Origin of the sequence: Paenibacillus xanthanilyticus (assembly GCF_042682185.1) — a bacterium.
Classification (GTDB): Bacteria; Bacillota; Bacilli; order Paenibacillales; family Paenibacillaceae; genus Paenibacillus_Z; species Paenibacillus_Z xanthanilyticus.
The window spans coordinates 2,078,412-2,102,942 of record NZ_JBHUHA010000002.1 but is presented as its reverse complement, the minus strand read 5'-3'; the positions used below and the strand labels follow the sequence as shown (position 1 = coordinate 2,102,942).

20 protein-coding genes and 1 pseudogene are annotated in these 24,531 nt (G+C 61.1%); 20 read left to right on the top strand and 1 reads right to left on the bottom strand.

Annotation, left to right across the window (positions count from 1 at the left end):
- Positions 1 to 3: 3 nt before the first annotated feature.
- The 17 genes and pseudogenes from purQ to ACFSKT_RS26580 all read left to right on the top strand — a co-directional run bounded on the left by purQ (position 4) and on the right by ACFSKT_RS26580 (position 21,043).
- A complete protein-coding gene (gene purQ, locus ACFSKT_RS26660; RefSeq protein ID WP_377720788.1) occupies positions 4 to 699 on the top strand; it encodes a phosphoribosylformylglycinamidine synthase subunit PurQ in 696 nt (231 codons plus the stop codon).
- A complete protein-coding gene (purL, locus tag ACFSKT_RS26655; RefSeq protein WP_377720789.1) occupies positions 677 to 2,917 on the top strand; it encodes a phosphoribosylformylglycinamidine synthase subunit PurL in 2,241 nt (746 codons plus the stop codon). The genes purQ and purL overlap by 23 nt, the downstream gene beginning before the upstream one ends.
- A complete protein-coding gene (purF, locus tag ACFSKT_RS26650; RefSeq protein ID WP_377720790.1) occupies positions 2,902 to 4,386 on the top strand; it encodes an amidophosphoribosyltransferase in 1,485 nt (494 codons plus the stop codon). Before purL ends, purF begins: the two co-directional genes overlap by 16 nt.
- A 317-nt stretch (positions 4,387 to 4,703) precedes the next feature.
- Complete coding sequence (gene purM, locus ACFSKT_RS26645; RefSeq protein WP_377720791.1) at positions 4,704 to 5,747, top strand: phosphoribosylformylglycinamidine cyclo-ligase; 1,044 nt, start codon at positions 4,704 to 4,706, stop codon at positions 5,745 to 5,747.
- Complete coding sequence (gene purN / locus ACFSKT_RS26640; RefSeq protein WP_377720792.1) at positions 5,747 to 6,364, top strand: phosphoribosylglycinamide formyltransferase; 618 nt, start codon at positions 5,747 to 5,749, stop codon at positions 6,362 to 6,364. Before purM ends, purN begins: the two co-directional genes overlap by 1 nt.
- Positions 6,365 to 6,569: 205 nt before the next feature.
- Positions 6,570 to 8,117, top strand: coding sequence for a bifunctional phosphoribosylaminoimidazolecarboxamide formyltransferase/IMP cyclohydrolase (gene purH, locus ACFSKT_RS26635; RefSeq protein ID WP_377720793.1), 1,548 nt, complete (start codon positions 6,570 to 6,572; stop codon positions 8,115 to 8,117).
- A 139-nt stretch (positions 8,118 to 8,256) separates the two neighbouring features.
- On the top strand, positions 8,257 to 9,522 hold the full coding sequence (gene purD / locus ACFSKT_RS26630) for a phosphoribosylamine--glycine ligase (RefSeq protein ID WP_377720794.1): 1,266 nt from the start codon (positions 8,257 to 8,259) through the stop codon (positions 9,520 to 9,522).
- Between the two features lie 301 nt (positions 9,523 to 9,823).
- Positions 9,824 to 11,215 (top strand): hypothetical protein, encoded by a 1,392-nt coding sequence (locus ACFSKT_RS26625; RefSeq protein ID WP_377720795.1) that lies wholly within the window; start codon positions 9,824 to 9,826, stop codon positions 11,213 to 11,215.
- Positions 11,216 to 11,370: 155 nt separating this feature from the next.
- Positions 11,371 to 11,631, top strand: a complete 261-nt coding sequence (locus ACFSKT_RS26620; protein ID WP_377720796.1) for an EsaB/YukD family protein — start codon at positions 11,371 to 11,373, stop codon at positions 11,629 to 11,631.
- Positions 11,632 to 11,956: 325 nt separating this feature from the next.
- On the top strand, positions 11,957 to 12,934 hold the full coding sequence (locus ACFSKT_RS26615) for a polysaccharide deacetylase family protein (protein ID WP_377720797.1): 978 nt from the start codon (positions 11,957 to 11,959) through the stop codon (positions 12,932 to 12,934).
- Positions 12,935 to 13,560: 626 nt separating this feature from the next.
- Positions 13,561 to 14,973: an FG-GAP repeat domain-containing protein gene (locus tag ACFSKT_RS26610; RefSeq protein WP_377720798.1), complete on the top strand. Its 1,413-nt coding sequence runs from the start codon at positions 13,561 to 13,563 to the stop codon at positions 14,971 to 14,973.
- 43 nt (positions 14,974 to 15,016) lie between these two features.
- Positions 15,017 to 15,385: pseudogene (locus tag ACFSKT_RS26605) on the top strand (response regulator transcription factor); the annotation flags it as partial.
- Complete coding sequence (locus ACFSKT_RS26600) at positions 15,377 to 16,123, top strand: winged helix-turn-helix domain-containing protein (protein ID WP_377776387.1); 747 nt, start codon at positions 15,377 to 15,379, stop codon at positions 16,121 to 16,123. The pseudogene ACFSKT_RS26605 and the gene ACFSKT_RS26600, both read left to right, overlap by 9 nt.
- Positions 16,120 to 17,544, top strand: coding sequence for a sensor histidine kinase (locus tag ACFSKT_RS26595; RefSeq protein ID WP_377720799.1), 1,425 nt, complete (start codon positions 16,120 to 16,122; stop codon positions 17,542 to 17,544). Before ACFSKT_RS26600 ends, ACFSKT_RS26595 begins: the two co-directional genes overlap by 4 nt.
- Positions 17,545 to 18,010: 466 nt before the next feature.
- Positions 18,011 to 19,111 (top strand): DUF3048 domain-containing protein, encoded by a 1,101-nt coding sequence (locus ACFSKT_RS26590; protein WP_377720800.1) that lies wholly within the window; start codon positions 18,011 to 18,013, stop codon positions 19,109 to 19,111.
- Positions 19,112 to 19,415: 304 nt separating this feature from the next.
- The gene (locus tag ACFSKT_RS26585; protein WP_377720801.1) at positions 19,416 to 20,027 is read left to right on the top strand and encodes a DUF47 domain-containing protein; all 612 of its coding nucleotides are present in this window, start codon (positions 19,416 to 19,418) and stop codon (positions 20,025 to 20,027) included.
- A gap of 20 nt (positions 20,028 to 20,047) precedes the next feature.
- Positions 20,048 to 21,043 (top strand): inorganic phosphate transporter, encoded by a 996-nt coding sequence (locus ACFSKT_RS26580; RefSeq protein WP_377720802.1) that lies wholly within the window; start codon positions 20,048 to 20,050, stop codon positions 21,041 to 21,043.
- A gap of 385 nt (positions 21,044 to 21,428) precedes the next feature.
- Here the strand turns inward: ACFSKT_RS26580 and ACFSKT_RS26575 are convergent, their stop codons facing one another.
- On the bottom strand, positions 21,429 to 21,989 hold the full coding sequence (locus tag ACFSKT_RS26575) for a hypothetical protein (RefSeq protein ID WP_377720803.1): 561 nt from the start codon (positions 21,987 to 21,989) through the stop codon (positions 21,429 to 21,431).
- 320 nt (positions 21,990 to 22,309) lie between these two features.
- Between ACFSKT_RS26575 and ACFSKT_RS26570 the strand changes: the two genes are divergently transcribed.
- The 3 genes from ACFSKT_RS26570 to ACFSKT_RS26560 all read left to right on the top strand — a co-directional run bounded on the left by ACFSKT_RS26570 (position 22,310) and on the right by ACFSKT_RS26560 (position 24,505).
- On the top strand, positions 22,310 to 22,600 hold the full coding sequence (locus tag ACFSKT_RS26570; RefSeq protein ID WP_148932995.1) for a YerC/YecD family TrpR-related protein: 291 nt from the start codon (positions 22,310 to 22,312) through the stop codon (positions 22,598 to 22,600).
- 2 nt (positions 22,601 to 22,602) lie between these two features.
- The gene (locus tag ACFSKT_RS26565; protein ID WP_377720804.1) at positions 22,603 to 23,469 is read left to right on the top strand and encodes a sirohydrochlorin chelatase; all 867 of its coding nucleotides are present in this window, start codon (positions 22,603 to 22,605) and stop codon (positions 23,467 to 23,469) included.
- Positions 23,470 to 23,584: 115 nt separating this feature from the next.
- Complete coding sequence (locus ACFSKT_RS26560; RefSeq protein ID WP_148932997.1) at positions 23,585 to 24,505, top strand: diacylglycerol kinase; 921 nt, start codon at positions 23,585 to 23,587, stop codon at positions 24,503 to 24,505.
- The last annotated feature ends 26 nt before the right edge of the window (positions 24,506 to 24,531 follow it).

The following is a 24,531-nucleotide window of genomic DNA, read 5'->3' as shown; positions in this document are numbered from 1 at the left end:
CCGATGAAATTCGCGGTACTCGTTTTCCCCGGCTCCAACTGCGACATCGACTGCTACAAAGCGGTGGAGAACGCGATCGGCCAAGAAGTGGACTATGTGTGGCATACGGCGACGGACTTGAGCGGCTATGACGCGATCCTCGTGCCGGGCGGCTTCTCGTACGGCGACTACCTGCGCTGCGGCGCGATCGCCCAGTTCGCCCCGGTCATGAACGAAGTCGTCAAAGCGGCCGAGCAGGGCAAATTCGTCCTCGGCATTTGCAACGGATTCCAGATTCTGACGGAAGCAGGCCTCCTGCCAGGCGCGCTGCTGCGCAACAAGGACCTGAAGTTCCGCTGCCACAGCACGCTGCTGGAAGTCGTGAACAACAACACGGCATTCACGAACCAATACAGCCAAGGCGAGATCATCGATATTCCGATCGCGCACGGCGAAGGCAACTACTACTGCGACGACGAGACGCTGGCGAAGCTGAAGGCCAACAACCAGATCGTCTTCCGCTACAAAGCGGGCGCGAACCCGAACGGCTCGGTCGACGATATCGCGGGCATCAGCAACGAGCGCGGCAACGTGGTGGGCATGATGCCGCATCCGGAGCGCGCGATCGACCAGCTGCTCGGATCGGAAGACGGCTTACGGATGTTTACATCGATTTTGAACGCATGGAGGGAACAACATGGCGCAGCAGTTAACGGCTAAAGAACCGACGGCGGAGCAAATTGCGGACCAGAAGATCTACACGCAATTCGGCGTCACCGATCATGAATATGAACTCATTTGCGGTTTTCTCGGCCGCTTGCCCAACTACACCGAGATCGGCGTATTCAGCGTCATGTGGTCGGAGCACTGCTCGTACAAGAACTCCAAGCCGATCCTGAAGAAGTTCCCGATCACGGGTCCGAAGGTCCTCATGGGGCCAGGCGAAGGCGCGGGCATCGTCGACATCGGCGACAACCAGGCGGTCGTGTTCAAAATCGAATCCCATAACCACCCTTCGGCGGTCGAGCCTTACCAAGGCGCGGCAACCGGCGTAGGCGGCATTATCCGCGACATTTTCTCCATGGGCGCACGTCCGGTGGCGCTGCTCAACAGCCTCCGGTTCGGCAACCTTGAGAATGCGCGCGTTAAATATTTGTTCGAGAACGTCGTCAGCGGCATCGCGGGCTACGGCAACTGCATCGGCATCCCGACGGTCGCGGGCGAAGTCATGTTCGACGAGAGCTACGAGGGCAACCCGCTCGTCAACGCGATGTGCGTCGGCTTGATCGATCACGATAAAATCCAGCGCGGCGTCGCCAAAGGCGTCGGCAACCCGGTCTTCTACGTCGGCCCGGCTACCGGCCGCGACGGCATCCACGGCGCGACGTTCGCGTCGGTCGAGCTGTCCGAGGAATCCGAAGAGAAGCGCACCGCGGTTCAGGTCGGCGACCCGTTCATGGAGAAGCTCGTCATGGAATCGACGCTCGAGCTGATTAACTCCGGCATCGTCCTCGGCATCCAAGACATGGGCGCGGCAGGTCTGACGTGCTCCAGCGCGGAGATGGCGTCCAAAGCCGGCAATGGCCTTGAGCTGTACCTCGACGAAGTACCGCAGCGCGAAGAAGGCATGACGCCGTACGAGATGATGCTCTCCGAGTCGCAAGAACGCATGCTGTTCGTCGTGGCGCCGGAGAACGAAGCGCAGGCGAGAGAGATTTTCGAGCGTTGGGGCGTTATCTGCGCGAAAGTCGGCAAAGTGACCGACGACGGTCGTCTGCGTCTGTTCCACAAAGGCGAAGAAGTGGCGAACATGCCGGTCAAAGCGCTCGTCGACGAGTGTCCGGTGTACAACAAACCGTCGGCGGAGCCGGCTTACTACGCGGAGAACGGCGCGCTCGACACGTCGTACGAGGAAGTAACGGACCTGACGGGCACGTTGAAGCAAATCCTCGGTTCGCCGACGGTGGCGAGCAAAGAGTGGGTCTACAACCAGTACGACTACATGGTGCGCACGAGCACGGCGGTACAGCCGGGTTCGGACGCGGCGGTCGTCACGATTCCGGGCACGCGCAAGGCGCTCGCGATGACGACGGACTGCAACGGTCGTTACGTGTACCTCGATCCGGAAGTGGGCGGGGCGATCGCCGTCGCGGAAGCGGCGCGCAACATCGTGTGCTCCGGCGCGGAGCCGCTCGCGATCACGGACAACCTCAACTTCGGCAATCCGGAGAAGCCGGAAGTGTTCTGGCAGCTGGAGAAAGCGGCGGATGGCATGTCCGACGCGTGCCGCGCGCTCGAGACGCCGGTTATCGGCGGGAACGTATCCCTGTATAACGAGAACGCGAAGGGCGCGATCTACCCGACGCCGGTAATCGGCATGGTCGGTCTCGTGCACGACGTGAACCATATTACGACGCAGCGCTTCAAATCCGAAGGCGACGTCATCATCCTGCTCGGCGAGACGAAACATGAGTTCGGCGGCAGCGAATACCAGCATGTCCTGCACGGCAAGAACGAAGGCCGCCCGCCGCAATTGGACCTGGCGGTCGAGAAGAAGCTCCTCAGCGGAGTGCTCGGCGCGATCCAGCAAGGCCTCGTCGCTTCGGCGCACGACCTGTCCGAAGGCGGCCTTGCGGCGGCGCTGGCGGAATCCTGCATCGGCGGTCGTCTGGGCGCGGACGTGAACGTCGTGACGGAACTTCGTCCTGACGCGGCGCTGTTCAGCGAGTCGCAATCGCGCATTCTGCTGTCGGCGAAGCCGGATCAAGCGGAGCAGCTGAAGGCATATCTGACGGAGCAAGGCATTTCGAATGCGCAAATCGGCGTCGTGCGCGGCACCGATCTCACCATCAACATCAACGGCAAACCGGGCATTGCAGCGCCGGTTGAACAACTGGAGCAGGTTTGGAAGGATGCGATTCCATGTCTGATGAAGTAGTGAAGCAGCCGCACCAATTATGGACGGGCGCTCACTATAACGAAGGAATAGGCCGGGACGATATTTTTGACAAATTGCGCGAGGAGTGCGGCGTGTTCGGGGTCTGGAACGTCCCGCACGCCTCCTCCCTTTCCTACTACGGGCTGCACGCGCTGCAGCACCGGGGCGAGGAGAGCGCGGGCATTTGCACGGCCGATTCGACGCAGGACGGGAAATTCAACTATCACCGCGGCATGGGCCTCGTGAAGGAAGTGTTCACGCAGGAGGTGCTCGAGACACTGACGGGCGACGCCGCGATCGGGCATGTGCGCTATTCGACGGCGGGCGAGAGCAAGCTGGCGAACGCGCAGCCGCTTATTTTCAAATACCGCAAGGGCGACTTGGCGGTGGCGACGAACGGCAACATCGTGAACGCCCCGTCCATTCGCGAAGAGCTCGAGAACCTCGGCTCGATCTTCCAGACGAGCAGCGACACGGAAGTCATCGCGCATCTGATCGCGCGCTCGAGCAAGGATTTCGTCGGCGCGGCCAAAGACGCGCTGCAGCGCATCATCGGCGGCTTCGCGTTCCTCATCATGACGAACAACAAGCTGATCGTGGCCTCCGACCCGCATGGCTTGCGTCCGCTCGTGATGGGACGTCTAGGTAACGGCTACGTGTTCGCTTCCGAATCGTGCGCCCTGGAGACGGTCGGCGCCGAATACGAACGCGACGTGCAGCCGGGCGAATTGATCGTGCTGGACGAGAACGGGATGACGATCGACCGCTTCGCGCCGCTCGAGCGCCGGGCGACATGCGCGATGGAATATATCTATTTCGCGCGTCCGGACAGCGACATTAACGGCATTAACCTGCACTCTTCCCGCAAACGGATGGGGCAGAAGCTGGCCGTGGAAGCATTCGTCGACGCGGATATCGTGACGGGCGTGCCGGATTCGAGTATTTCGGCCGCGATCGGGTACGCCGAGCAGACGGGCATTCCGTACGAGCTTGGCCTGATCAAGAATAAATACACGGGACGCACGTTCATCCAGCCCTCGCAGGAGCTGCGGGAGAAAGGCGTCAAGATGAAGCTGTCCGCCGTCCGCAAGGTCGTCGAGGGCAAACGCGTCGTCATGATCGACGACTCGATCGTGCGCGGCACGACCAGCCTTCGCATCGTGAACATGCTGCGCGACGCGGGCGCGACGGAAGTGCACGTGCGGATTACGTCGCCGCCGTTCGCCAATCCGTGTTACTACGGCATCGACACGCCGGACCGCAAGGAGCTGATCGCTTCGTCCAAGACGGTCGAGGAGATCCGTCAGGCGATCAACGCGGACTCGCTCTATTTCCTCAGCCACGAAGGGCTGATCGACGCGGTCGGCGGCAACGACGGCGCGAAGAACCGGGGGATGTGCCTCGCCTGCTTCGACAATGACTACCCGACGCCGGTCGATTTCAGCTCGGATAAGAGCTGCAGCTGCTAGAATATATTCTCCCTGTGGGCATGTTCCAGCGCCACCCCAACGCTCCGAGTGCTCTGTCGCCGTCCCGATATGGGAAAGAGGAGGACGCCAAGGCATGAAGCTTTGTCCATCAGGACAAAAGCGTGCCCGCTCGAAGCCACCCGCCAACCGCGAACAAACGTGCTAGCACGAAGAAGGGAGTCCAGAGGGCAAAGTCCTCTGGTTCCCCTCGGCGGAGGGGGAAGGGGGAGGGAGCAAGCAAGGGGATTTGAAAGGGCGAAGCCCTTTTCACGGCGCGAATCGTTAACCAAGCGAACTTTTTAAGGAGTTGAACGTTAGTGGCAGAAGCGTATAAACAAGCCGGCGTCGATATCGCGGCAGGCAACGAAGCGGTCGAGAGAATGAAGAAGCACGTCAAGAAGACGTTCCGTCCCGAAGTGCTGACCGATCTCGGCGGTTTCGGCGGATTGTTCGGGCTGAACAAGGACAAGTACGAGGAGCCGGTGCTCGTCTCGGGCACCGACGGCGTCGGCACGAAGCTGAAAGTCGCGTTCGCCATGGACAAGCATGACACGATCGGCATCGATGCGGTGGCCATGTGCGTGAACGATATCGTCGTGCAGGGCGCGGAGCCGCTGTTCTTCCTCGACTATCTCGCTTGCGGCAAAGTGGTGCCGGAGAAAATCGAAGCCATCGTCGCGGGCATCGCCGAAGGCTGCGTCCAGTCGGGCTGCGCGCTCATCGGCGGCGAGACGGCGGAGATGCCGGGCATGTATTCGGCGGAAGAGTACGACATCGCGGGCTTCACGGTCGGCATCGTCGACAAGAAGAAAATCATCGACGGCAAGACGATCGCCCCTGGCGACGCGGTCATCGGTCTGGCTTCGAGCGGCATCCACTCCAACGGCTACTCGCTCGTGCGTCGCCTGCTGCTCGAGCAGAGCGGCTACAGCCTGGATCAGACGCTGCCGGAGCTGGACGGCAAGAAGCTCGGCGACGTCGTGATCGAGCCGACGCGCATTTACGTGAAATCGTGTCTGGAGCTGATCAATCGCGTGCAAGTCAAAGGCATGGCGCACATCACGGGCGGCGGCTTCATCGAGAACATCCCGCGCGTGCTGCCGGATGGCGTGAACGTGAACATCGAATACGGCTCGTGGCCGATTCAGCCGATCTTCAAGCTCATGCAGGAGAAAGGCAGCATCACGAACCGCGACATGTTCACGACGTTCAACATGGGCGTCGGCATGGTCGTCGTCGTGCCGGCGGACCAAGCGGAAGAAGCGGTCCGCGTCGCGAAGGAACTCGGCGAAGACGCATATCGCATCGGCACCGTGACGGAAGGCAGCCGGATCGTGACGTTCACGGGAGCGGACGTGTAATGAGCAAGCTTCGCATCGCCGTGTTTGCCTCCGGGCAGGGGACGAATTTTCAAGCACTCGCCGATGCGGCGCAGCAAGACCGGCTCGAGGGCGCAAGCCTCGAGCTTCTTGTTTGTGATAAGCCACAAGCGCCCGTCGTGGAGCGCGCGCGCAAGGCGGGTGTCGAACCATTCGTGTTCCGCGCGAAGGATTACGAATCGAAGGAAGCGTACGAGCGCGAGATTCTGGCCGAGCTGCAGCGGCGCGGCATCGAGCTGGTCGTGCTGGCCGGGTACATGCGCATTCTGACGCCGGTGCTGGTCGAGCCGTACATGGGGCGGATGATCAACATTCATCCGTCGCTGCTGCCGGCGTTCCCGGGGATGAACGGCATCAAGCAGGCGATCGACTACGGCGTCAAAGTGACCGGCGTGACGGTCCACTACGTCGACGGCGGCCTCGACAGCGGCCCGGTCATCGCCCAGCGCGTCGTCGAAGTGCTGGACGGCGACACCGAGGAGACGCTTGCGGTCCGCATCCATGCGGCCGAGCAGGAAGTGCTGCCATGGACAGTGGGCCGGATCGCGGCGGGCGCGGTGACGCTGGACGGCCGGCACGTGACGGTGACGACGCTGTAGGTTGGAAGGCGGCTGGCCGATAGGGCGCGATTGTAAGCTCTAGCGCACTATTGGCTTAAGGAGTGGCCAGAAGCAGCGCGGTATTGCGCACGTTGGCCGAAAGGACTCATTCGCGAGTCTGACGCCAGCCGGCGCCGCTCTCGCATTTCGCGCCGCAGCGGGGAACGAACGAGTACAAGAACCACAATTTTGGGAGGGTATTCTTTTGGCAATTCGTAGAGCATTGATCAGTGTGTCGGACAAGACGGGCATTGTAGAGTTCGCGCGGGCGCTTTCGGGGCTGGGCGTTCAAATTATTTCGACGGGCGGCACTTCGAGCCTGCTCGAGAAGGAAGGCGTGCCGGTCATCGGCATCTCCGACGTGACGGGCTTCCCTGAGATCCTCGACGGCCGCGTGAAGACGCTCCATCCGGCGGTTCATAGCGGACTGCTCGCGGTGCGCGACAGCGAAGAGCATCAGCAGGCGATGAAAGACCTTGGCCTCGATTATATCGACCTCGTCGTCGTCAACCTGTACCCGTTCGCGGCGACGATCGCCAAGCCGGACGTAACGTATGAAGACGCGATCGAGAATATCGACATCGGCGGTCCGACGATGCTCCGTTCCGCAGCGAAGAACCACGCGTTCGTCACGGTCGTCGTCGACGCGGCCGACTACGCGCAAGTGCTGGACGAAGTGAAAGCCGAAGGCGACACGACGCTCGAGACGCGCAAACGTCTGGCGGCCAAAGTGTTCTGTCACACCGGCGCTTACGACGCGCTGATCGGCGACTACCTCTCCAAGCTCCAAGGCGAACCGCTGCCGGAGCGCTACACGGTGACGTACGAGAAAGTGCAGGATCTGCGCTACGGCGAGAACCCGCATCAACGCGCGGCGTTCTACCGCAAGCCGATCGCCGAAGCGGGCAACATCACGACGGCCGAGCAGCTGCACGGCAAGGAGCTCTCCTATAACAACATCAACGACGCGAACGCGGCGCTGGCGATCGTCAAGGAATTCAACGAGCCGGCGGTCGTGGCCGTGAAACATATGAATCCATGCGGCGTAGGTATCGGCACGACGATTCACGAAGCGTACCAGAAGGCGTACGCGGCCGACCCGACGTCGATCTTCGGCGGCATCGTAGCGGCGAACCGCGAGATCGGCGCCGACACGGCGCAGCTGCTGAGCGAGATCTTCCTCGAAATCATCATCGCGCCGGGCTACACGCCGGAAGCGCTGGAGATTCTCACGAAGAAGAAGAACATCCGCCTCCTGAAGCTCGGCGAGTTCCAAGCGGCCGGCGAACGCAAGCAGGACTGGGTTGTGACGAGCGTCGAAGGCGGCATGGTCGTGCAGGAATCCGACGTGCACAGCTTGTCCGAAGCCGACCTCCAAGTGGTGACGAACCGCAAGCCGACAGAAGAAGAGCTGAAGCAGCTGCTGTTCGGCTGGAAAGTCGTCAAGCATGTCAAGTCGAACGCGATCCTGCTGGCAGCGGACGACATGACGGTCGGCGTTGGCGCCGGTCAAATGAACCGCGTCGGCGCGGCGCGCATCGCGATCGAGCAAGCGGGCGAGAAAGCAAACGGCGCGATCCTCGCCTCCGACGCGTTCTTCCCGATGGGCGATACGGTGGAACTAGCGGCGAAGCACGGCATCACGGCGATCATCCAGCCGGGCGGCTCCGTGAAGGACCAAGAGTCGATCGACGCGGCGAACGCGGCGAACATCGCGATGGTATTCACGGGCGTACGTCACTTCAAGCACTAATCCAGCCCCTAGAAGCGGCGGCTTGCAGAACGATTGAACGAAGCGAGTACATCATATTAGAGAAGGCAGCATGCGGCGCGGACAATATGGACCTGCGCCGCGCTTCCTTCTCCTTTTTCACAAATGGGGAGGGTTTCGGATGCGGGTATTAGTAATCGGCGGCGGCGGCCGCGAGCATGCGATCGTGTGGGCGCTTAGCAAGAGCGAGAAGGTCAAGCAAATTTTCTGCGCGCCGGGCAATGCGGGAATCGCCGAGTTGGCGGAATGCGCGCCGATCCCGGTCAACCAGTTCGACGATCTGATCACGTACACGAAGGACAACGCGATCGACCTCGTCTTCGTCGGCCCGGATGATCCGCTCGCGGACGGGATCGTCGACGCGTTCGAGGCGCATAACATTCCGGTCTATGGACCGCGCAAGAACGCTGCCGAGATCGAAGGCAGTAAGATCTTCATGAAGGATTTGCTCCGCAAGTACAATATCCCGACGGCGAAATACGAGACGTTCACCGATTACGAGGCGGCGCTGGCCTATCTGCGCGAGCAAAGCGCGCCGATCGTCGTGAAGGCGGACGGTCTGGCAGCGGGCAAAGGCGTCACGGTCGCGTATTCGATCGAGGAAGCGGAGAAAGCGCTCCACGATATGATGGTGGATAAGGTGTTCGGCCAATCCGGCGGAAGCGTCGTCATTGAGGAGTTCCTGCAAGGACAGGAAATGTCCATTCTGGCGTTCGTGGACGGGGAGACGGTGCGCGCGATGGTGCCGGCACAGGACCACAAGCCGGTATTCGATGACGACAAGGGGCCGAACACGGGCGGAATGGGCACGTACTCGCCGCTGCCGCACATCGATCCGGCGTTGGTGGAGGATGCGATCGAGAACATCATCAAGCCGACGGCCAAAGCGATGGTCAGCGAAGGCCGTCCGTTCCGCGGCGTGCTGTTCGCGGGGCTTATGATCACGTCAAGCGGCGTGAAGACGATCGAGTTCAATGCGCGCATGGGCGATCCGGAGACGCAGGTCGTGCTGCCGCGCCTCAAGACGGATCTGCTCGACATCGTGCTGGCGTCGCTAAACGGACGCTTGGATCAGCTGGAGATCGAATGGAGCGACGAGGCGGCCGTCTGCGTCATCGCGGCGTCGGAAGGGTATCCGGCTGCGTATCCGAAAGGACGCGCGATCACCGGTCTGGAAGCGGCGAAGGCGCAGGGCGCGCTCGTGTTCCACGCGGGCACGGCGTTGACGGACGGCGAGATCGTCACGAGCGGCGGTCGCGTGCTCGGCATCGTCGGCCTCGGCCGCGATATCGCGGAAGCGAGAGCGCGGGCGTACGAAGCGGTGTCGGCGGTTCATTTTGAAGGCATGCACGCGCGGACGGATATCGCGGCGAAGGCGCTGCGTTAACCCGGAAGCCGCATAGGAGAATAGCAATGGCGAGATCGGCGACATGCCGGTCTCGCCATTTTTTATTGCGCGTCTCTTCCCGCACTCTATGGTCTCCCAAAATCCTTAATAAATCTTTAGCGAATGGGGGCAGTTAGTCCGTTTTCCGGGCTACGGACGTATGTTAGTATAAACAATGACAAAAAACCATTATTATACAAGTTTTGCATATTTGGATTAAGTTGGTGAGAATGGATTGTCTTTCTTTTACTATAGACGAACGCCCCGGGAACGCATGTTGAATACGGCCGAACAGCAAATCATGTTGCAGCGACCGCCCGGCCTGCCGGAACGCCCAAGATTTCGTTATCTCACGGTCGTCGCGCCGTTGATCGGTCTCGCGCTTACCGCGCTTGCGGTTTGCCTTTACACGCCGATCCCTCGTCGGGCGAGCAGCTATCTCGCGATAGGGTTTGCGCTGATCGCGCTGATTGCCGTCATCGCGTGGAGTCAGCTGCGCCGGCATCAGAACCGAGTGCTTGCTTATGAGCGGGAAATAAGCCTTCGGGAGGCGGAGCTCGCGTCTTACCAGAGAGCCATGCGGGAGCGAATGATGCGCATTCGGCAGGAAGAACGGGATAAGTTGGAGGATGCGCATCCGGAACCATCGCTCTGCTTGGAGCGGGTTGCGCTGCGGATTAGTTCCGTATGGGAGCGGGAACCCGGCGACCCGGATTTCCTACGGCTTCGTACCGGAATCGGCACAGTCCCGAGCCGTGCCAAGCTCATCATGCCCAAGCGGGAGGGGGGCGCCTCTGACAGCGTCTATGCTTCCGTACAGCGGCTTGCATCCGAGTTTCGCACGCTGGAGGACAGTCCCGTCTGGGTGGATGCGGCGAGATTCGGTCTCATCGGCATTGCCGGGGATGAGCAGGCGGCGGAGGCGTTCATACGGTCGCTGGTTATTCAGCTGACGACGCATCATGCGCCGGACGAGGTGAAGGTGGCGGCGTTGTTCGATGAACGGCGAAGCGATGCATGGAGCTGGCTTAGATGGCTCCCGCACAGCTGGGACGATGCGCGCGAGTACCGGTTTTTGTTTCGGTCGAACGGGTATCGGGACGAGACGATGGAACGGTTCCTGGCGGAGCTGCGTCGCAGGCGGCGCGCGGCCATCATCGGCGATTCGCGAAAAGGCTGCCGGCTGCCGACGTTCGTCTGCCTGATTCCGAACTCATGCGCAATGGACGCCCATCCGGAGATCGGCAAGCTGCTGCTCGCCGAGTCGCCGCCCGAGGGCATATGTACGATCGTGCTGGCCCCAAGCAAGGAGAAGCTCCCCCCTGCATGCCATCTCGTCATCGAACTTTGGCCGGATCACGGCGCGGTCGCCAGACCAACGGCAATGCGCAAGTCGGCCGGTACGCAGGAGCGGGAGGCCGCCGCGCCGAGCGGACGGTTCACGCCTGATGGCGTGACGCTATCGGAAGCGGAGCGTTTTGCACGGACGCTTGCGCCGTATCGGCTACAGCGGAGCAAGGAGCGAGCGGCGGACGCGTCGCCGGGCGAATGCGCGCATGGCGCGGGCACGGAGGATGTTCGAATCGGACAATTGGGGCTGGACGGAGAGAAGAAGCCGTTGGCCGTGTTATCCGAGCGGCGCGCAGGCGCGGCCGGGGATGACGCGGACGCCAGCTCCGGTACGGCATTATGAGGCAAGGGGCAGCGTGCACGTCTAATGGATCGGGTAGATGAGGTGAAGCGAGGAGCGAGGGCTGTCGTCTCTGGAGGAAGCTCTCGCTTGGTTGATAGACACGTAGATAGGATGCGGGATGGTCAGCATAGCAACGAACATCGGAGGGATTCGGCATGAACTATACGGTCGTGACAGTCATCGCAATGCCATCAGGCAAGGAGTTCGATTTGGAGCTGCCCTCCGATCTGCCGCTGCGGCAGCTGAGCTCCGCCCTATTAGCAAGCGTCGGGGAAGCGTTGCCCGAGGAGGCGGAGCTGTCCGTGCGGCTATCCGTCAGCGAATACGGGCATAGTTGGAGCGATATCGATCCCGGGTTAACGCTGCAAGAGGCCGGCGTCGTCGACGGCATGTTCATGCGCGTGGAGTGGATTTGACCGCGTAGGATGCCAGGTGCGACAATGGCCGATGCGTTCATGTCGGCGGCAGCGGACGATCTTGGATTCGCGCATGATTGTGGCATATGGCATGTGGAACGAAACGGCTAGCGGCTCCGACAGGAGTCGCTTTTTTGTGCTTGGCGGGGGAGGGGATTCCCGGAGAAGCAGTCGAGAAGCGACGCTATTAGGAGGGAGGAACGGGGTCGAGGGCGAACGCGGCGGATGGCGACGATTTTCGAGCCATGTTACTAGATTGTAACAACTTTCCACTCTATCTACGCTACGATAGAAACAACTAGAGTGGGAGATGGGGAGATAGGCCATGGTATGGCGCGTTGCAGGCATATGGACAAAAGGGGCGGCGCTGACGCTCGCGGTCGCGATGACGGCGGGGTGCGGCGCGCAGACGGGGCTCGAGCTATTGCTAAGCAATAGCGAATCGACGACGGCGAGGATCGACGGGAGACGGCCGCATGACGCGGCGAGGGAGCAGGGAGCGGGAGAAGCGGCAAGGAACGCGGACAACGCGCGGCCGGAGGACGCGAATCTGGCGGCGTTTCAGCCGAAGGGCGATAGGGCAGCGGAGGATGCGGACGAACGCGCGGCAGCGGCGGTGCCGCCCGTGAAGCTGGAGCAGCCGACAGGCGGCACGCCGCATTTTTCGGCCAAGCAAGGGGACAAGCTCATCGCGCTGACGTTCGACGACGGCCCGGATCACCGGTACACGCCCGAGATTTTGGAGATTTTGAAGGCAAGCAGCGTCAAAGCGACCTTCTTCCTGGTCGGCACGCAGCTGAAGAAATATCCGGATACGGTCAAACAAATCGCCGCGGACGGGCACGGGGTCGGCAATCATACGTATCATCATGCCAATCTGGCCAAACTGAACGAGAACGAGATTAAACAGGAAATCAAAACGACGGACGCGTTGTTCCAAGAGGCGGTCGGGTATGTGCCACGCCTCGTGCGCGCGCCGTACGGCTCGGTGTCGGATGTGCTCCAAACGGTCGTGCGCGACAACAAACGCGAGCTCGTCGGCTGGACGGTGGATACGATGGACTGGAACGGGGCGACCGTAGCGGCCATGCGCGTCAACGTGAACAAGAACGCCCGCCCCGGCGGCATCGTGCTCATGCATTCGTTCGGCAGCAAACACCTGCGCAACACCGTCAAGCTGCTCCCGCTGATCATTAATGATCTGCGCGCGAAGGGCTACACGTTCGTCACGGTCGACGAACTGCTCGCCGCCAAGGCGCTGAATAAAAAAGCCGCGCAAGCACAGGGGAAGAAAATGGGTTAAAGTAGAGGAAGTATAATGGGAGCCCCTCGGCGGAGAGGGTTGGGGGAATCCGAAGTAAGCCTTGTCCGTCAGGACAAAAGCGTGCCCCGCACGAACCCCCCGCCAACCACTGTCCTTACGTGTGAGCACGAAACGGGAGTCCAGAGGTGAAAGCTTTCCGGAGGAAAGCTCGCTTCGGGAGCATAAGCTCAGCCCTTTGAGCCCCCTCAGCGGAGGGGGTTGGGGGAGGAAATCCGAAGGAAGCCTTGTCCGTCAGGACAAAAGCGTGCCCCGCACGAAACCACCCGCCCACCACTATCCAAACGTGCGAGGACGAAACGGGAGTCCAGAGGGCAGCGCCCTTGGAGCCCCTCGGCGGAGGGGGTTGGGGGAGGGGATTCAGCCCTTGGAGCCCCTCGGCGGAGGGGTTGGGGAGGAAATCCAAAGGAAGCCTTGTCCGTCAGGACAAAAGCGTGCCCCGCACGCCGCCAACCACTGTCCTTACGTGTGAGCACGAAACAGGAGTCCAGAGGTGAAAGCATTCCGGAGGGATGCTCGCTTCGGGAGCGTAAGCTCAGCCCTTGGAGCCCCCTCGGCGGAGGGGGTTGGGGGAGGAAATCCCTCAGCAGAGAGAAAGGAGACCGCCTATGCGATTACGCCGCCCGCTGCTAGCGCTGCTAAGCGCATCGACTCTAGCGACGACAGCTGGCTGTCAATATACGATGACGCCGGCCGACTTGCTAACGGTGCCGCAGGCCGAGAACGGGAATACGGAATTGGCCCAGGCCATCCGCGTGGCGCTGCCGCCCAGAGCCAAGCTGACGCTGGCGGATCAGAGCAGCTTGGCCGCCGTCCGCAAAGCGGATGTCGACGGCGACGGGAGCCAAGAAGCAATCGTCACGTACGTGACCGACCTGGACACCGAACAGGTGATGGTCATGCGGGCCGAATCGAGCGACGGGCGGAAGGGCTGGCGCAAATGGTTCACGCTCGCGGAGTCGACCGGGTACGGCGTCGATTGGCTCGAGGTAGACGACCTGGACGACGACGGCCGTCCGGAGCTGGTCGTCGGCTGGAACGAATACGACGAGCCGCAGCACCGCCTGTTCATCTATACGATCGACGCGGGCGCCGACCTGCAGCAATCGCCGCCGGTACCGCTGGCGGAGCTGACGTACGAGCAGGCGAAGCTGGGCGACGTGGACGGCAACGGCAAGTCCGAGCTGGTCGTCATCCAGCATGAGCGCGAGCAGATGACGGCCTCGCTGCATCTGTACCGGGTGTCGGCGGGACAAGTGAAGGACGAGTTGGCCGCGCCGATCGATGGGACGGTCGACGGGTATTACAACCTGGCCGTCGGCCAAATCGCCGCTGGCCGCTACGGGGTTATCATGGACGGCGGCATCGGCGCCCATTCCTCGTTGACGAACGTGCTGGCGTGGGCGAACGGGCGGCTGATGCGCGTCTACCCGCCGGTGACCGGACGGGAGGAAGAGCAATGGAACGCGTCTTCGACCTTCAGCGGCGACGGCAACGGCGACGGCATTTTGGACATCGAGACGCTGGTGGAAGCGCCGGGGCAGCCGGATGACCGGTCGTATGCCGATACCTTGTGGATCGAAGAGCGGCGACAGTGGGATGGGAGCCGAAAATTCGACGTCGTGCAGCAGCGGTACGCCGATTACGGCCAAGGGTATGCGCTCCGCTTTCCCGCCGGCTGGTACGGCCAAGTGACGGTCAGCCGCTCGGAACATACGCTGGAGGGGGGCGTCACGATCGAAGGGACCGCCTTCGAATACTACGAGCCCAAGACGAAGCGCAGAGCGCCGATGTTCTGGGTCTATGCGGTGCCGCTCAAGCAATGGGAGACGCTGGAGCAGCAATGGAAAACGGAAGGCGGCGCCATCCGCGTGCTGACGAAGTCGGCGGGAATGGCGTATGTCGTCTTGGAGCGGGAAGCGCCGAGAGCATGGGACGACGACATACGAGAGCGGTTCGAAGCGATGCGTCCGAGTGCGGACGCGCTGGCGAAGCAATTCGAATTGATCCCCGACTATTAACGCGGGCGCGCAAGCCAAGCAGAAGGAAGCAGGAGGTAACGCAATGCGGATATTGCTGTTGGAAGACGAGGAAGCGATTCGCGGGTTCGTCCGAATCAACTTGAAACGCAACGGCATGGAAGTGACCGAGGCGGAAGACGGCGAGACGGCGCTGGCGCTGGCCGAGTCGGCCGATCCGCCTTTCGACGCGGCGCTGCTGGACGTCATGCTGCCGACCATTAGCGGCTTCGAGGTGTGCGAGCGGCTGCGTCGGCAGTTTCCGCGGATGGGCATTATCATGCTGACGGCCAAATCCCAGGAAGAGGACAAAATCCGGGGGCTGGAATTAGGCGCGGACGATTACGTGCAGAAGCCGTTTAGCCCGGGCGAGCTGATCGCGCGCCTCGGGGCGCTGCACCGCCGCATGATGCCGGGTGGCTTATCGTGGACGGAGCAGCCGGGAGGATCGGGGACATCGGCCGCCGCACCGGGTGCAGGAGAATCGGCGGCCGCCAGCGAGACGGCGGACCTGCCGGAGAGCCGGACTTCGTCCGCGAGCAGCTTGACTCCATGGGACCAGGAGACGCACGAACCACAGTCGGCTAACGCCAGTCATGCAGGACCCGCGAGTATGCATCCCGAGCGGGACGCTTCGACCGTCGCCCACGCGCAGGCCCAAGCAAGCGCGCCTTCTTCCGTCATGCCGGATCCGGTTTCGGAGCTGCGCATGGATGGAGACGGCCATGCGCAATCCGCCGCGGCTTGGACCGGTGGCATATCAGCTCCTTCCGCGCCTGCAGCCGCAGACACGCACCCGACGGGCGTTTCGGCGCATAACGTTCCTTCCGTTTCCGGCGGCGGTCATGAATTGAAGGCGGGACCGTTCCGGCTGTCGGCCGTGCAGCGGCGCTTATGGAAGAACGGCGAAGAAGTGGTGCTGACGCCGACCGAATGGACGCTGGTGAAGCTGCTGATGGAGCGGGAAGGGGAGGGCCTCAGCCGGGACGAAATTTTAAGCGCCGTATGGGGACGGCATTTTATCGGGGACTTGAAAATCGTGGACGTGAACATTCGCCGCATCCGCCAGAAAATCGAGGACAATCCGTCGCACCCGAAATACATCGAGACGCTGTGGGGCTTCGGCTACCGCTTTAACCGGGGCGGCGCATGAACAGCATCCGGACGCGAATGGTGTGGAGCTTCGGCATCCTGATCATGCTCGTCGTCGTGACGCTCGGCTCCCTCTTCGCGGCGCTCGTCTGGAATTACTACTACGGCAGCGCGACCTCCTCGCTCATTCAGCGGGCGGAGACGGAAGCGGCGCTTCACAACCGCAATCTCGCGGTAGCCCCGATGAACGTGGTGGCGCGGTATATGCTGCAGAATATGACCGAGGGCAAATCCCGCTTGCAGCTGATCGACAACGCGGGCGCGCTTGTCGTGGACAGCGACGGTATGCCGGGCGAGGGACATGTGCTGGACACGCCGGACGTCGAGCAGGCGCTGAGCGGCGACCGCGGCATTTGGCGTGGTCGGGACCCGGTGACGGGTGAACGCGTCGCCGCCGTGTCGGTGCCGCTCATGCGGGACCAGCGCGTGGTCGCGCTTTTTCGCTATACCTCTTCACTGAAGGGCATCGACGACATCGTGCGCAACATGATCCTCGTCACGATCTTCGGGGCGCTCGTCGTCGTGCTGTTGTTCTTCGGCATGAGCGTCCTGATGGCGAATCTGATCGCAAGGCCCATTCGCAATTTAACCAAAGTAGCGGAACAGATGGCCGAAGGCGATTGGACGAAGCGGGCCAAAATCCAGAACCGCGACGAGATCGGGCGGCTCGCCGACACGCTCAATACGATGGCGGCGGAGATTACGAGAAGAGAGAAGCTGAAGAACGATTTCATCTCGTCCATCTCGCATGAACTGCGCACGCCGCTCACGTCGATCAAGGGCTGGAGCGAGACGCTCGTATCGGGCGATCCGACGGACGTGGAGGAAGTACGAATGGGGCTCAAAATCATCGACCGGGAGACGGAGCGATTGTCGGGTCTCGTCGAGGATTTGCTGGATTTCTCCAAGCTGTACGCCAAGAACATCGTGCTGCATCCCGAGCCGCTCGATATGCTGGCCCCGGTGCGGGAGACGGTTCGCCAGTTCGTGGCAAGGTCGCAGCGGGAGAGCGTGCAATTGTCGGCGGATTACGGGGCGGACGGCCCTTTGCTGGTCATGGCCGACGCCAACCGGCTCAAGCAGGTGTTGATTAATGTGTTGGATAACGCGCTCAAGTTCACCCCCAAAGGGGGAACCGTCGCGATTACCGTCTCGCGCGAGGCGGAGAAGGCCGTCGTGCGGATCGCGGATTCGGGGGTCGGCATCGCTGCGGACGATTTGCCGCATGTAACGGAGAAGTTCTATAAAGGCGAGAGCCAGCGCGCGGGGAGCGGACTCGGCCTGGCGATTTGCAAGGAAATCATTGAATTGCACGGCGGCGCGCTCGAGATCGCCAGCGTACCCGGCGAAGGCACGATGGTGACGCTCCGCCTGCCGCTCATGGAGACGCACGCGGCCGAGGATCCGACGGAGCATGTTTAGCAAGGCAGGCGAATCGGGAATCACATGATCGACAACAAGATGCCATCGCATGGGAATCGGATCGGATTTCCGGTGCGATGGCTATTCTTTATAGAACAATGCTTTATGTTTCGCGGTGATATAGGCGATCGCCAGGGCGGTAAGCACGACCAGCGAGACCGGCAGCCAGTGATCGACCACGAAATCGACGATAGCGGTCATCGTTTCACGTCCTTTCGTTCCAGCGTGAGGAGAGTTACGTTCAGTATGCCAACGGCGTGACGGAGGCTAACCGCGGTAACAATTGACTTGCAGGCGGCGAGCGGCATCTGAACGGTCAGAGATAGGTCGGCATTGACTTTCGCTAAAGATAGGGACTCCACATCTACGGGCGGACAAAAACAAGACAACCCGGTCTTCCTATGGTTTAATAGGGGTATTCTAGATATTGCCAGGCGAACAAGGCCGAAGAAGGAGGACCACTTCCTTGACCAACAGGTATACGAATGACGCGCGCCGCCATCCGCTGCGCTGGATGACGATCGGCGCGCTCGCCCTCGTGCTCATCGCCGGCTGCTCCGAAGGCGGCGGGCTGAACTCGCTGCCCGAGCAGCAATCGCAGTCGAACCATACGGGAAACGAGACGCAGCCGGAGACGGAGATTCCGGAGGAGGAAGCCGAGACGGGCGGCTACATCGCACCGCTGACCGGATTGCCGTCGGATCATGAGGTGACCGCGCGTCCGATCGCGGTGATGGTGAACAACATGGGCAAAGCCCGCCCGCAATCCGGCCTTCCGCATGCCGACGTCATTTGGGAGGTGCTGGCCGAAGGCGGGATCACGCGGCTGGTCGCGATCTTCCAGAGCGAGGAGTTCACGGACCCGATCGGCCCGATCCGCAGCATCCGCCCGTATTTGATCGAGCTTGGCGAATCGTACGGCGGTGTGCTCGTGCACGCAGGCGGCTCGCCCGATGCGTACGCCATTTTGCAGGGACAGGATAAGGAGCATCTCGACGAGATTACGAACGCGGGCAGCTACTTCTGGCGCGAATCGTTCCGCAAGGCCCCGCATAACCTGTATTCGAATTTGGAGAAAATTCGCGCGGGGGCGCTGAAGAAAGCTTACGCAAGCGACGTGCCGGCCCCGGTCCATCCGTTCTCGGAGACGGGCGGAACGGCAGGGGGCAGCGCCGCATCGAAGGTGGACATCTCCTTTATGCTGAAATCGTATCATGTCTCCTACGCGTACGACGTGGCGACCGGCTTGTACGCCCGGTCCATCAACAATGAGCGGCATATCGATCTGACGACCAAGGAGCAGCTGAAGGCGGCGAATCTCGTGCTATTGGGGACCGCGCACAAAGTGCTCGACAACGTCGGCCGCCTGGAGGTCGACCTGGAAGCCGGCGGTCCGGCCAAGCTGATCCAGAAAGGGTTGGCCGTGGATGCGGAGTGGGAGCGGGGGGTAGACGGCGTCATCCGGATTATGAAGGACGGCAGCGAGCTGCCGCTCGTCCCGGGCAGGACGTTCTACCATGTGCTTCCGAATTCGCCGAGTTTCGCCTCCCATTACACGTTAAGCTGATCTACGCGTTGAAAGCCGGTTCGCATGCTGCGGACCGGTTTTTTCATAGATAATCGAATCGTCCCCTTGCGGAGTTCTTACGTCCCGTGGCGGTTAAAATCAGCGCCGAAGGAAAACAATAGGGAGGCGGACGGCAGGGGAACGAAAGCTGAAGAGTTACTTAAAAAATGAAAGAAATCTAAAAATGTCATAATTCCTTTACAATGCCTTAACAATTGGGTAGTAAACTATGTTAAGATATTGTCGGTCTTAAGGTCTTTTAGAGTACTGGCAACGTAAACTGCATGATGCGAAGGGGATAACCATGTTTAAGAAAAAAGACGTGTTTTTCATCACGCTTGAAGCGATGGCGGACGTAATGCTCGAAGCCGTCGAATATTTCGCCAAGAACGTCTCGAACATCAAGGATGTCACGCATTTCGCGAAGACGATGAAAGAATACGAGAGCGCATGCGATCGTCATGTACATACGATTTTGACGGAGCTGAACAAGACGTTCATCACGCCGATCGAGCGCGAAGACATCATGGCGCTGACGACATCGCTCGACGACGTGCTCGACGGCATCGAGGCTTGCGCGTCGCGTTTCGAGATGTACCACATTACGGAGCCGGACGAGTACATTACGCTGTTCGCGGACAATCTGCTCCGCAGCGCGCAGCAGATCAAGAAAGCGATCTACCTGCTGACCGAGAAGAAGCTGCTGGCCATCCGCGAGCCGTCGATCGCGATCAACGAGCTGGAGAACCAAGCCGACGATATTCTGCGCGTCTGCATCAAGAGCTTGTTCGCGAACGTCAAGGATCCAATCGAGCTGATCAAGCGCAAAGAGATTTACGAGCGTCTGGAGCAAACGACCGACTACTGTGAAGACGTGGCCAATACACTCGAAACAATCATTATGCGCAACAGCTAAGGAGCAGGTGGACCACGGTCATGGATATCTATATTTTAGTCGGTATTGTTATTTTCCTGGCGTTGGCCTTTGACTTTATCAACGGCTTCCACGATACGGCCAACGCGATCGCGACGAGCGTATCGACGCGGGCGCTGTCCCCGCGGATGGCGATCATTATTGCGTCGGTCATGAACTTCGTCGGCGCGATGCTCTTCACGGGCGTCGCGAAGAAGATCGGCGGATCGGTCGCCGATCCGGCGAAGCTTGCGAACGGCGTCGAGATCGTCATCGCGACGCTGATTGCAGCGATCGCCTGGAATTTGCTTACGTGGTGGTTCGGCATTCCGTCGTCTTCCTCCCATGCGCTCATCGGCTCGCTTGCGGGCGCCGTCATCAGTGCGGAAGGCTTGGCCGGCATCAACGCCGGCGGTTTTATCGATATCGTGAAAGCACTTATTTTGTCGCCTTTGATTGCCTTTACGATTGGTTTCATCGTCATGTGGATTTTGAAGCTCATCTTCGCGAAGTCGAGTCCGCATCAGATCAACAAGGGCTTCCGCACCGGCCAGATCCTGACCGCGGCGTTCCAATCGTTCACGCACGGCACGAACGATGCCCAGAAGGCGATGGGGATCATCACCTTCGCGCTCGTGGCGGCGGAGCTGCAGGATACGCTGGACGTCCCGTTCTGGGTCAAGCTGTCCGCAGCGACGGCGATGGCGCTGGGTACCTCGGTCGGCGGCTGGAAGATCATCAAGACGATGGGCACGAAGATCTTCAAAATCGAGCCGATCAACGGCTTCGCGGCCGACATTACGTCCGCCTCCGTCATCATGACGGCGACGCTCACGCATCTGCCGGTCAGCACCACGCACGTGATCACGTCGGCTATTCTCGGCGTCGGCAGCGCGAAGCGCTTCTCGGCGGTGAAATGGGCGCTCGCGGGCAAGATCGTCATCGCTTGGGTCATCACGATCCCGATTACGGCGATTCTGGCGGCGCTCGTGTACAGAATCATGGCCCTCTTTATGTAAAAGGCAGACGGACCGCGAAGGCGGTCCGTTTTTTATTGCTTCGTGCTGAACTGCGCAGCTGGAAGGATCTTCAGAAGTGAACGGGAGTACGCGGCAAGCAAAGCCATCGAGATGGAAATGAAGCTGCCGCTTACGCGCCGGGGAAGCGCCAGGTAGGCGGCGAGTCTGACTGAGCGCCGCCGTCTGGGCTGCGGCCGCCAATTGTCACAGAATCGACCGGTACAAGTCTTGCAATTTGCTGGGAGATAGCGGATGATAAGGGGAGTCGAAGAGAGACCGGAGCCGCCCCGAAGGGCGATGCTCCGGTCTTCGTTGTGTGCGGCGCAGGGAGGTCAGCGACGACGCGCGCTGGCATTCAGCCAGCTCGCGCCTGCCGCGTGCCTCGTTACCGGCGCGGACGCCGGCGAGGTCCGCCTGCCGCCAGCGGCCTGCTTTTGCCGCCGGCGCGCTTGCGGGGCTTCTTCCGCTTCGGCGCGGCGGTTTCGAAGGCTTCCTCGTCCAGCGTGGCGGTCGTTGCCGCGGCGCCCTTCTTGCCGATCGAGCCGGCGAGCACTTTGATGAGCGGCGCCATCTGCTGCACGCTCGAGACGACCTTCTGCACCTTCTGCACGGTGCTCAGAATACCGTCGAGGCCGCCCATACGGTCGACGAGGCCTTGGAGATCCTTGATGTTGCCGCCGAGGCTGGCGAGCGAGAAGCCGCTCGCTTTCGTCGCGGCCGGCGCCGCCGCTTCGATCGCGTCGGCCGCGGCTGCGGCGGGGAGCGCGTCGGCAGTCGCACTAACGGGAAGCTGTGGAATATTCGTTTCGATCGTCGGGCTGAACGGCGTCGGGGCGCTGCCTAGACCGGGCGCTTGGAAGAACGGGTCGCTGATGCCCGGGTAAGGACTTTGTCCTCCGAACGGTTGCTGGAAGCCGCTGACGGAAGGGTCGTTACGGTATTTCACGCGGATCACAACCTTTTTCACGTTTTGCTGATAGTCTATGGGATAAAGGTCTATTCGGTCTGGACGAATGCCCGGGTTCGGCATAGAAATTTCCGCGCTTGCCTTGCGCGGAGCGCGTCCGGCACGGCTCGCTTCATAAGTACAGCCTATATCCTTATAGGTTGAAGGGCCTGCCGGGCGGCGGGAACGAAGCGTTGGAACGCGCAGGGACGGGCGCTGTAGTTCTTCTGTTCTGTAAAGCGTGAATACTGTAATGCTTGAAAAGTATGGGGAAAGCGAATACAATGAATTGCATAGTTCTTATAGGGATGTGACCTTTCATGCAGCTGAAAAAGCTGAACGATAAAACGATCGACCAATTATTCGAAGCGGTCTTAACGCTTAAATCGGTGGAAGAATGCTATATTTTCTTTGATGATCTGTGCACCGTGAACGAGATTCAATCCCTCTCGCAACGGCTAGAGGTGGCGCGCATGCTCGGCAAGGGCTGCACGTACAACCAGATCGAGGCGGAGACGGGCGCGAGCACGGCGACGATCTCGCGCGTGAAGCGCTGCTTGAACTATGGCAATGACGGGTACAAGATGGCGCTGGAGCGCGCGGGGCGCTAACCGTGAGCGGCCGGGGCATTCTCGTCATTAGCCATGGTTCCCGCGACCAAAGCTGGGTTCAACTGATCGACGAAGCGGTGGCGCACGTCGCCGACTCGCTATCGCTCGAGCTGCTGGATGCGGCGGAAGACGCCGAAGTCGTGAACGCTGCCGCCCCCGAGGGACGGCGCGGAGCGGGAACGCCGATCGTATCGGCGTTCCTGGAGATTGTAGAGGGCCGTCTCATCCAAGACGGCATAGACCGACTAGAAGCGGAAGGCGTAACGGAACTCTACGTCCTTCCGCTCTTTGTGTCGTCCGGAAGCACGCACGTGGACGACATCGCCCAAGGCTTCGGATTGCCGCCCGTCTCGCCCGGGCGTGAAGGGGAGCTTGGCCGCTTTCGGCTCCATCCCGATACGGCCGTGCGCTTCGGCACGCCGATCGACGGCCAGGCGGAGATCGCGGATCTGCTGCTCGCCAATATCCGGGAGCTCTCCGAGGCGCCGGAGCGGGAAGCGCTGCTGCTCGTGGCCCATGGCTCCAAGGAAGCGATCTTTCACGGCCGGTGGCGGCACGGATTGACGCATTTGGCGCGGCGCATGCAGGCGATCGGCGGCTTCGCCGGGGCGCACTACGCGATGCTGCTGCCGGATCAGGCGGCTTGCAAGCTTGGCGCGCTGCGGCGCAAACACCCGGAGCTTACCTTTATCGTCGTGCCGCTCTTCTTGAGCGACGGTTATTTTACGCGGAAGGTCATCCCGGGCCGGCTGGAAGGGCAGGCGTACCGGTACAACGGACGGCCGATGCTGCCGAATGCGGGCATCTTGCAGTGGATAGAAGCGCAAATCGCGCAGTATCTGAACGGGGCGAACGGACATATTTTATAAGAAATCGGGTAATAACGAGGGGCGGATGGGCTCGCTTGAGACTGCCCGCGAATAAGCGTAATATAGAGAACATTGGATGTCATCTTGTAAGGGAAGGGTACCGGAGGTGCCAGGGATGGAGATTAAACGGGCAAGATTGATTTATAACCCGACCTCGGGCCGGGAAGAGATGAAGCGACGGCTGCCGGATATTCTGCAGAAGCTTGAGCGCGGCGGCATCGAGACGAGCTGCCATGCGACCGAGAGCGAAGGCGACGCGACGATCGCGGCGGCCGAGGCGGCGGACCGCGGATTCGACATGATCATCGCGGCTGGCGGCGACGGCACGCTGTACGAGGTCATCAACGGCTTGGCGCAGAAGGAGAGCCGTCCGCCGCTCGGCATACTGCCGCTCGGGACGACGAACGATTTCGCGCGGGCGCTCGGCATCCCGAAGCATTGGGAATATGCGTGCGACCTGATTACGCAGCAGTATACGCGGCCGATCGACGTCGGGCAGGCGAACTCGCGGTATTTCATCAACATCGCGGGGGGCGGCTCGCTGACCGAGCTGACGTACGAGGTGCCGAGCAAGCTGAAGACGATGATCGGCCAGCTCGCCTATTATATGAAGGGGCTGGAGAAGATGACGCGCCTCCGGCCGACCGAGCTGATTCTGAAGGCCGAGGAGATCGGCGAGCTGCACGAAGAATTCATGATGTTCCTCATCTGTAACAGCAATTCCGTCGGCGGCTTCGAGAAGCTGGCGCAGGAGGCGATTCTCGACGACGGCCTGTTCGACGTAGTCGTGCTGCGCAAGTGCAACCTGCCGGAATTCATTCGGATCGCGACGATGGCGCTTCGCGGCGAGCATTTCAACGACCCGCACGTCATCCACTTCCAAACGCGCCAGCTGTCGGTGACGACGCCGGACTACGTGCAGCTGAACCTCGATGGCGAATACGGCGGCACGCTGCCGTGCACGTTCACGAATTTGCCGCGGCACTTGAATATTTTCGTGGACGAGGCGGGAGAATCGACGTATAAGCTGCGATAGGACTAACGAATACAAGACTGGAGATT

Excerpts from the sequence above, each read along its gene's own strand:
- purQ (WP_377720788.1), top strand. The coding sequence starts at position 4 with ATGAAATTCGCGGTACTCGTTTTCCCCGGCTCCAACTGCGACATCGAC.
- purL (WP_377720789.1), top strand. The coding sequence starts at position 677 with ATGGCGCAGCAGTTAACGGCTAAAGAACCGACGGCGGAGCAAATTGCG.
- purF (WP_377720790.1), top strand. The coding sequence starts at position 2,902 with ATGTCTGATGAAGTAGTGAAGCAGCCGCACCAATTATGGACGGGCGCT.
- purN (WP_377720792.1), top strand. The coding sequence starts at position 5,747 with ATGAGCAAGCTTCGCATCGCCGTGTTTGCCTCCGGGCAGGGGACGAAT.
- purD (WP_377720794.1), top strand. The coding sequence starts at position 8,257 with ATGCGGGTATTAGTAATCGGCGGCGGCGGCCGCGAGCATGCGATCGTG.
- ACFSKT_RS26625 (WP_377720795.1), top strand. The coding sequence starts at position 9,824 with ATGTTGCAGCGACCGCCCGGCCTGCCGGAACGCCCAAGATTTCGTTAT.
- ACFSKT_RS26620 (WP_377720796.1), top strand. The coding sequence starts at position 11,371 with ATGAACTATACGGTCGTGACAGTCATCGCAATGCCATCAGGCAAGGAG.
- ACFSKT_RS26615 (WP_377720797.1), top strand. The coding sequence starts at position 11,957 with ATGGTATGGCGCGTTGCAGGCATATGGACAAAAGGGGCGGCGCTGACG.
- ACFSKT_RS26610 (WP_377720798.1), top strand. The coding sequence starts at position 13,561 with ATGCGATTACGCCGCCCGCTGCTAGCGCTGCTAAGCGCATCGACTCTA.
- ACFSKT_RS26600 (WP_377776387.1), top strand. The coding sequence starts at position 15,377 with ATGATGCCGGGTGGCTTATCGTGGACGGAGCAGCCGGGAGGATCGGGG.
- ACFSKT_RS26595 (WP_377720799.1), top strand. The coding sequence starts at position 16,120 with ATGAACAGCATCCGGACGCGAATGGTGTGGAGCTTCGGCATCCTGATC.
- ACFSKT_RS26585 (WP_377720801.1), top strand. The coding sequence starts at position 19,416 with ATGTTTAAGAAAAAAGACGTGTTTTTCATCACGCTTGAAGCGATGGCG.
- ACFSKT_RS26580 (WP_377720802.1), top strand. The coding sequence starts at position 20,048 with ATGGATATCTATATTTTAGTCGGTATTGTTATTTTCCTGGCGTTGGCC.
- ACFSKT_RS26570 (WP_148932995.1), top strand. The coding sequence starts at position 22,310 with ATGCAGCTGAAAAAGCTGAACGATAAAACGATCGACCAATTATTCGAA.
- ACFSKT_RS26560 (WP_148932997.1), top strand. The coding sequence starts at position 23,585 with ATGGAGATTAAACGGGCAAGATTGATTTATAACCCGACCTCGGGCCGG.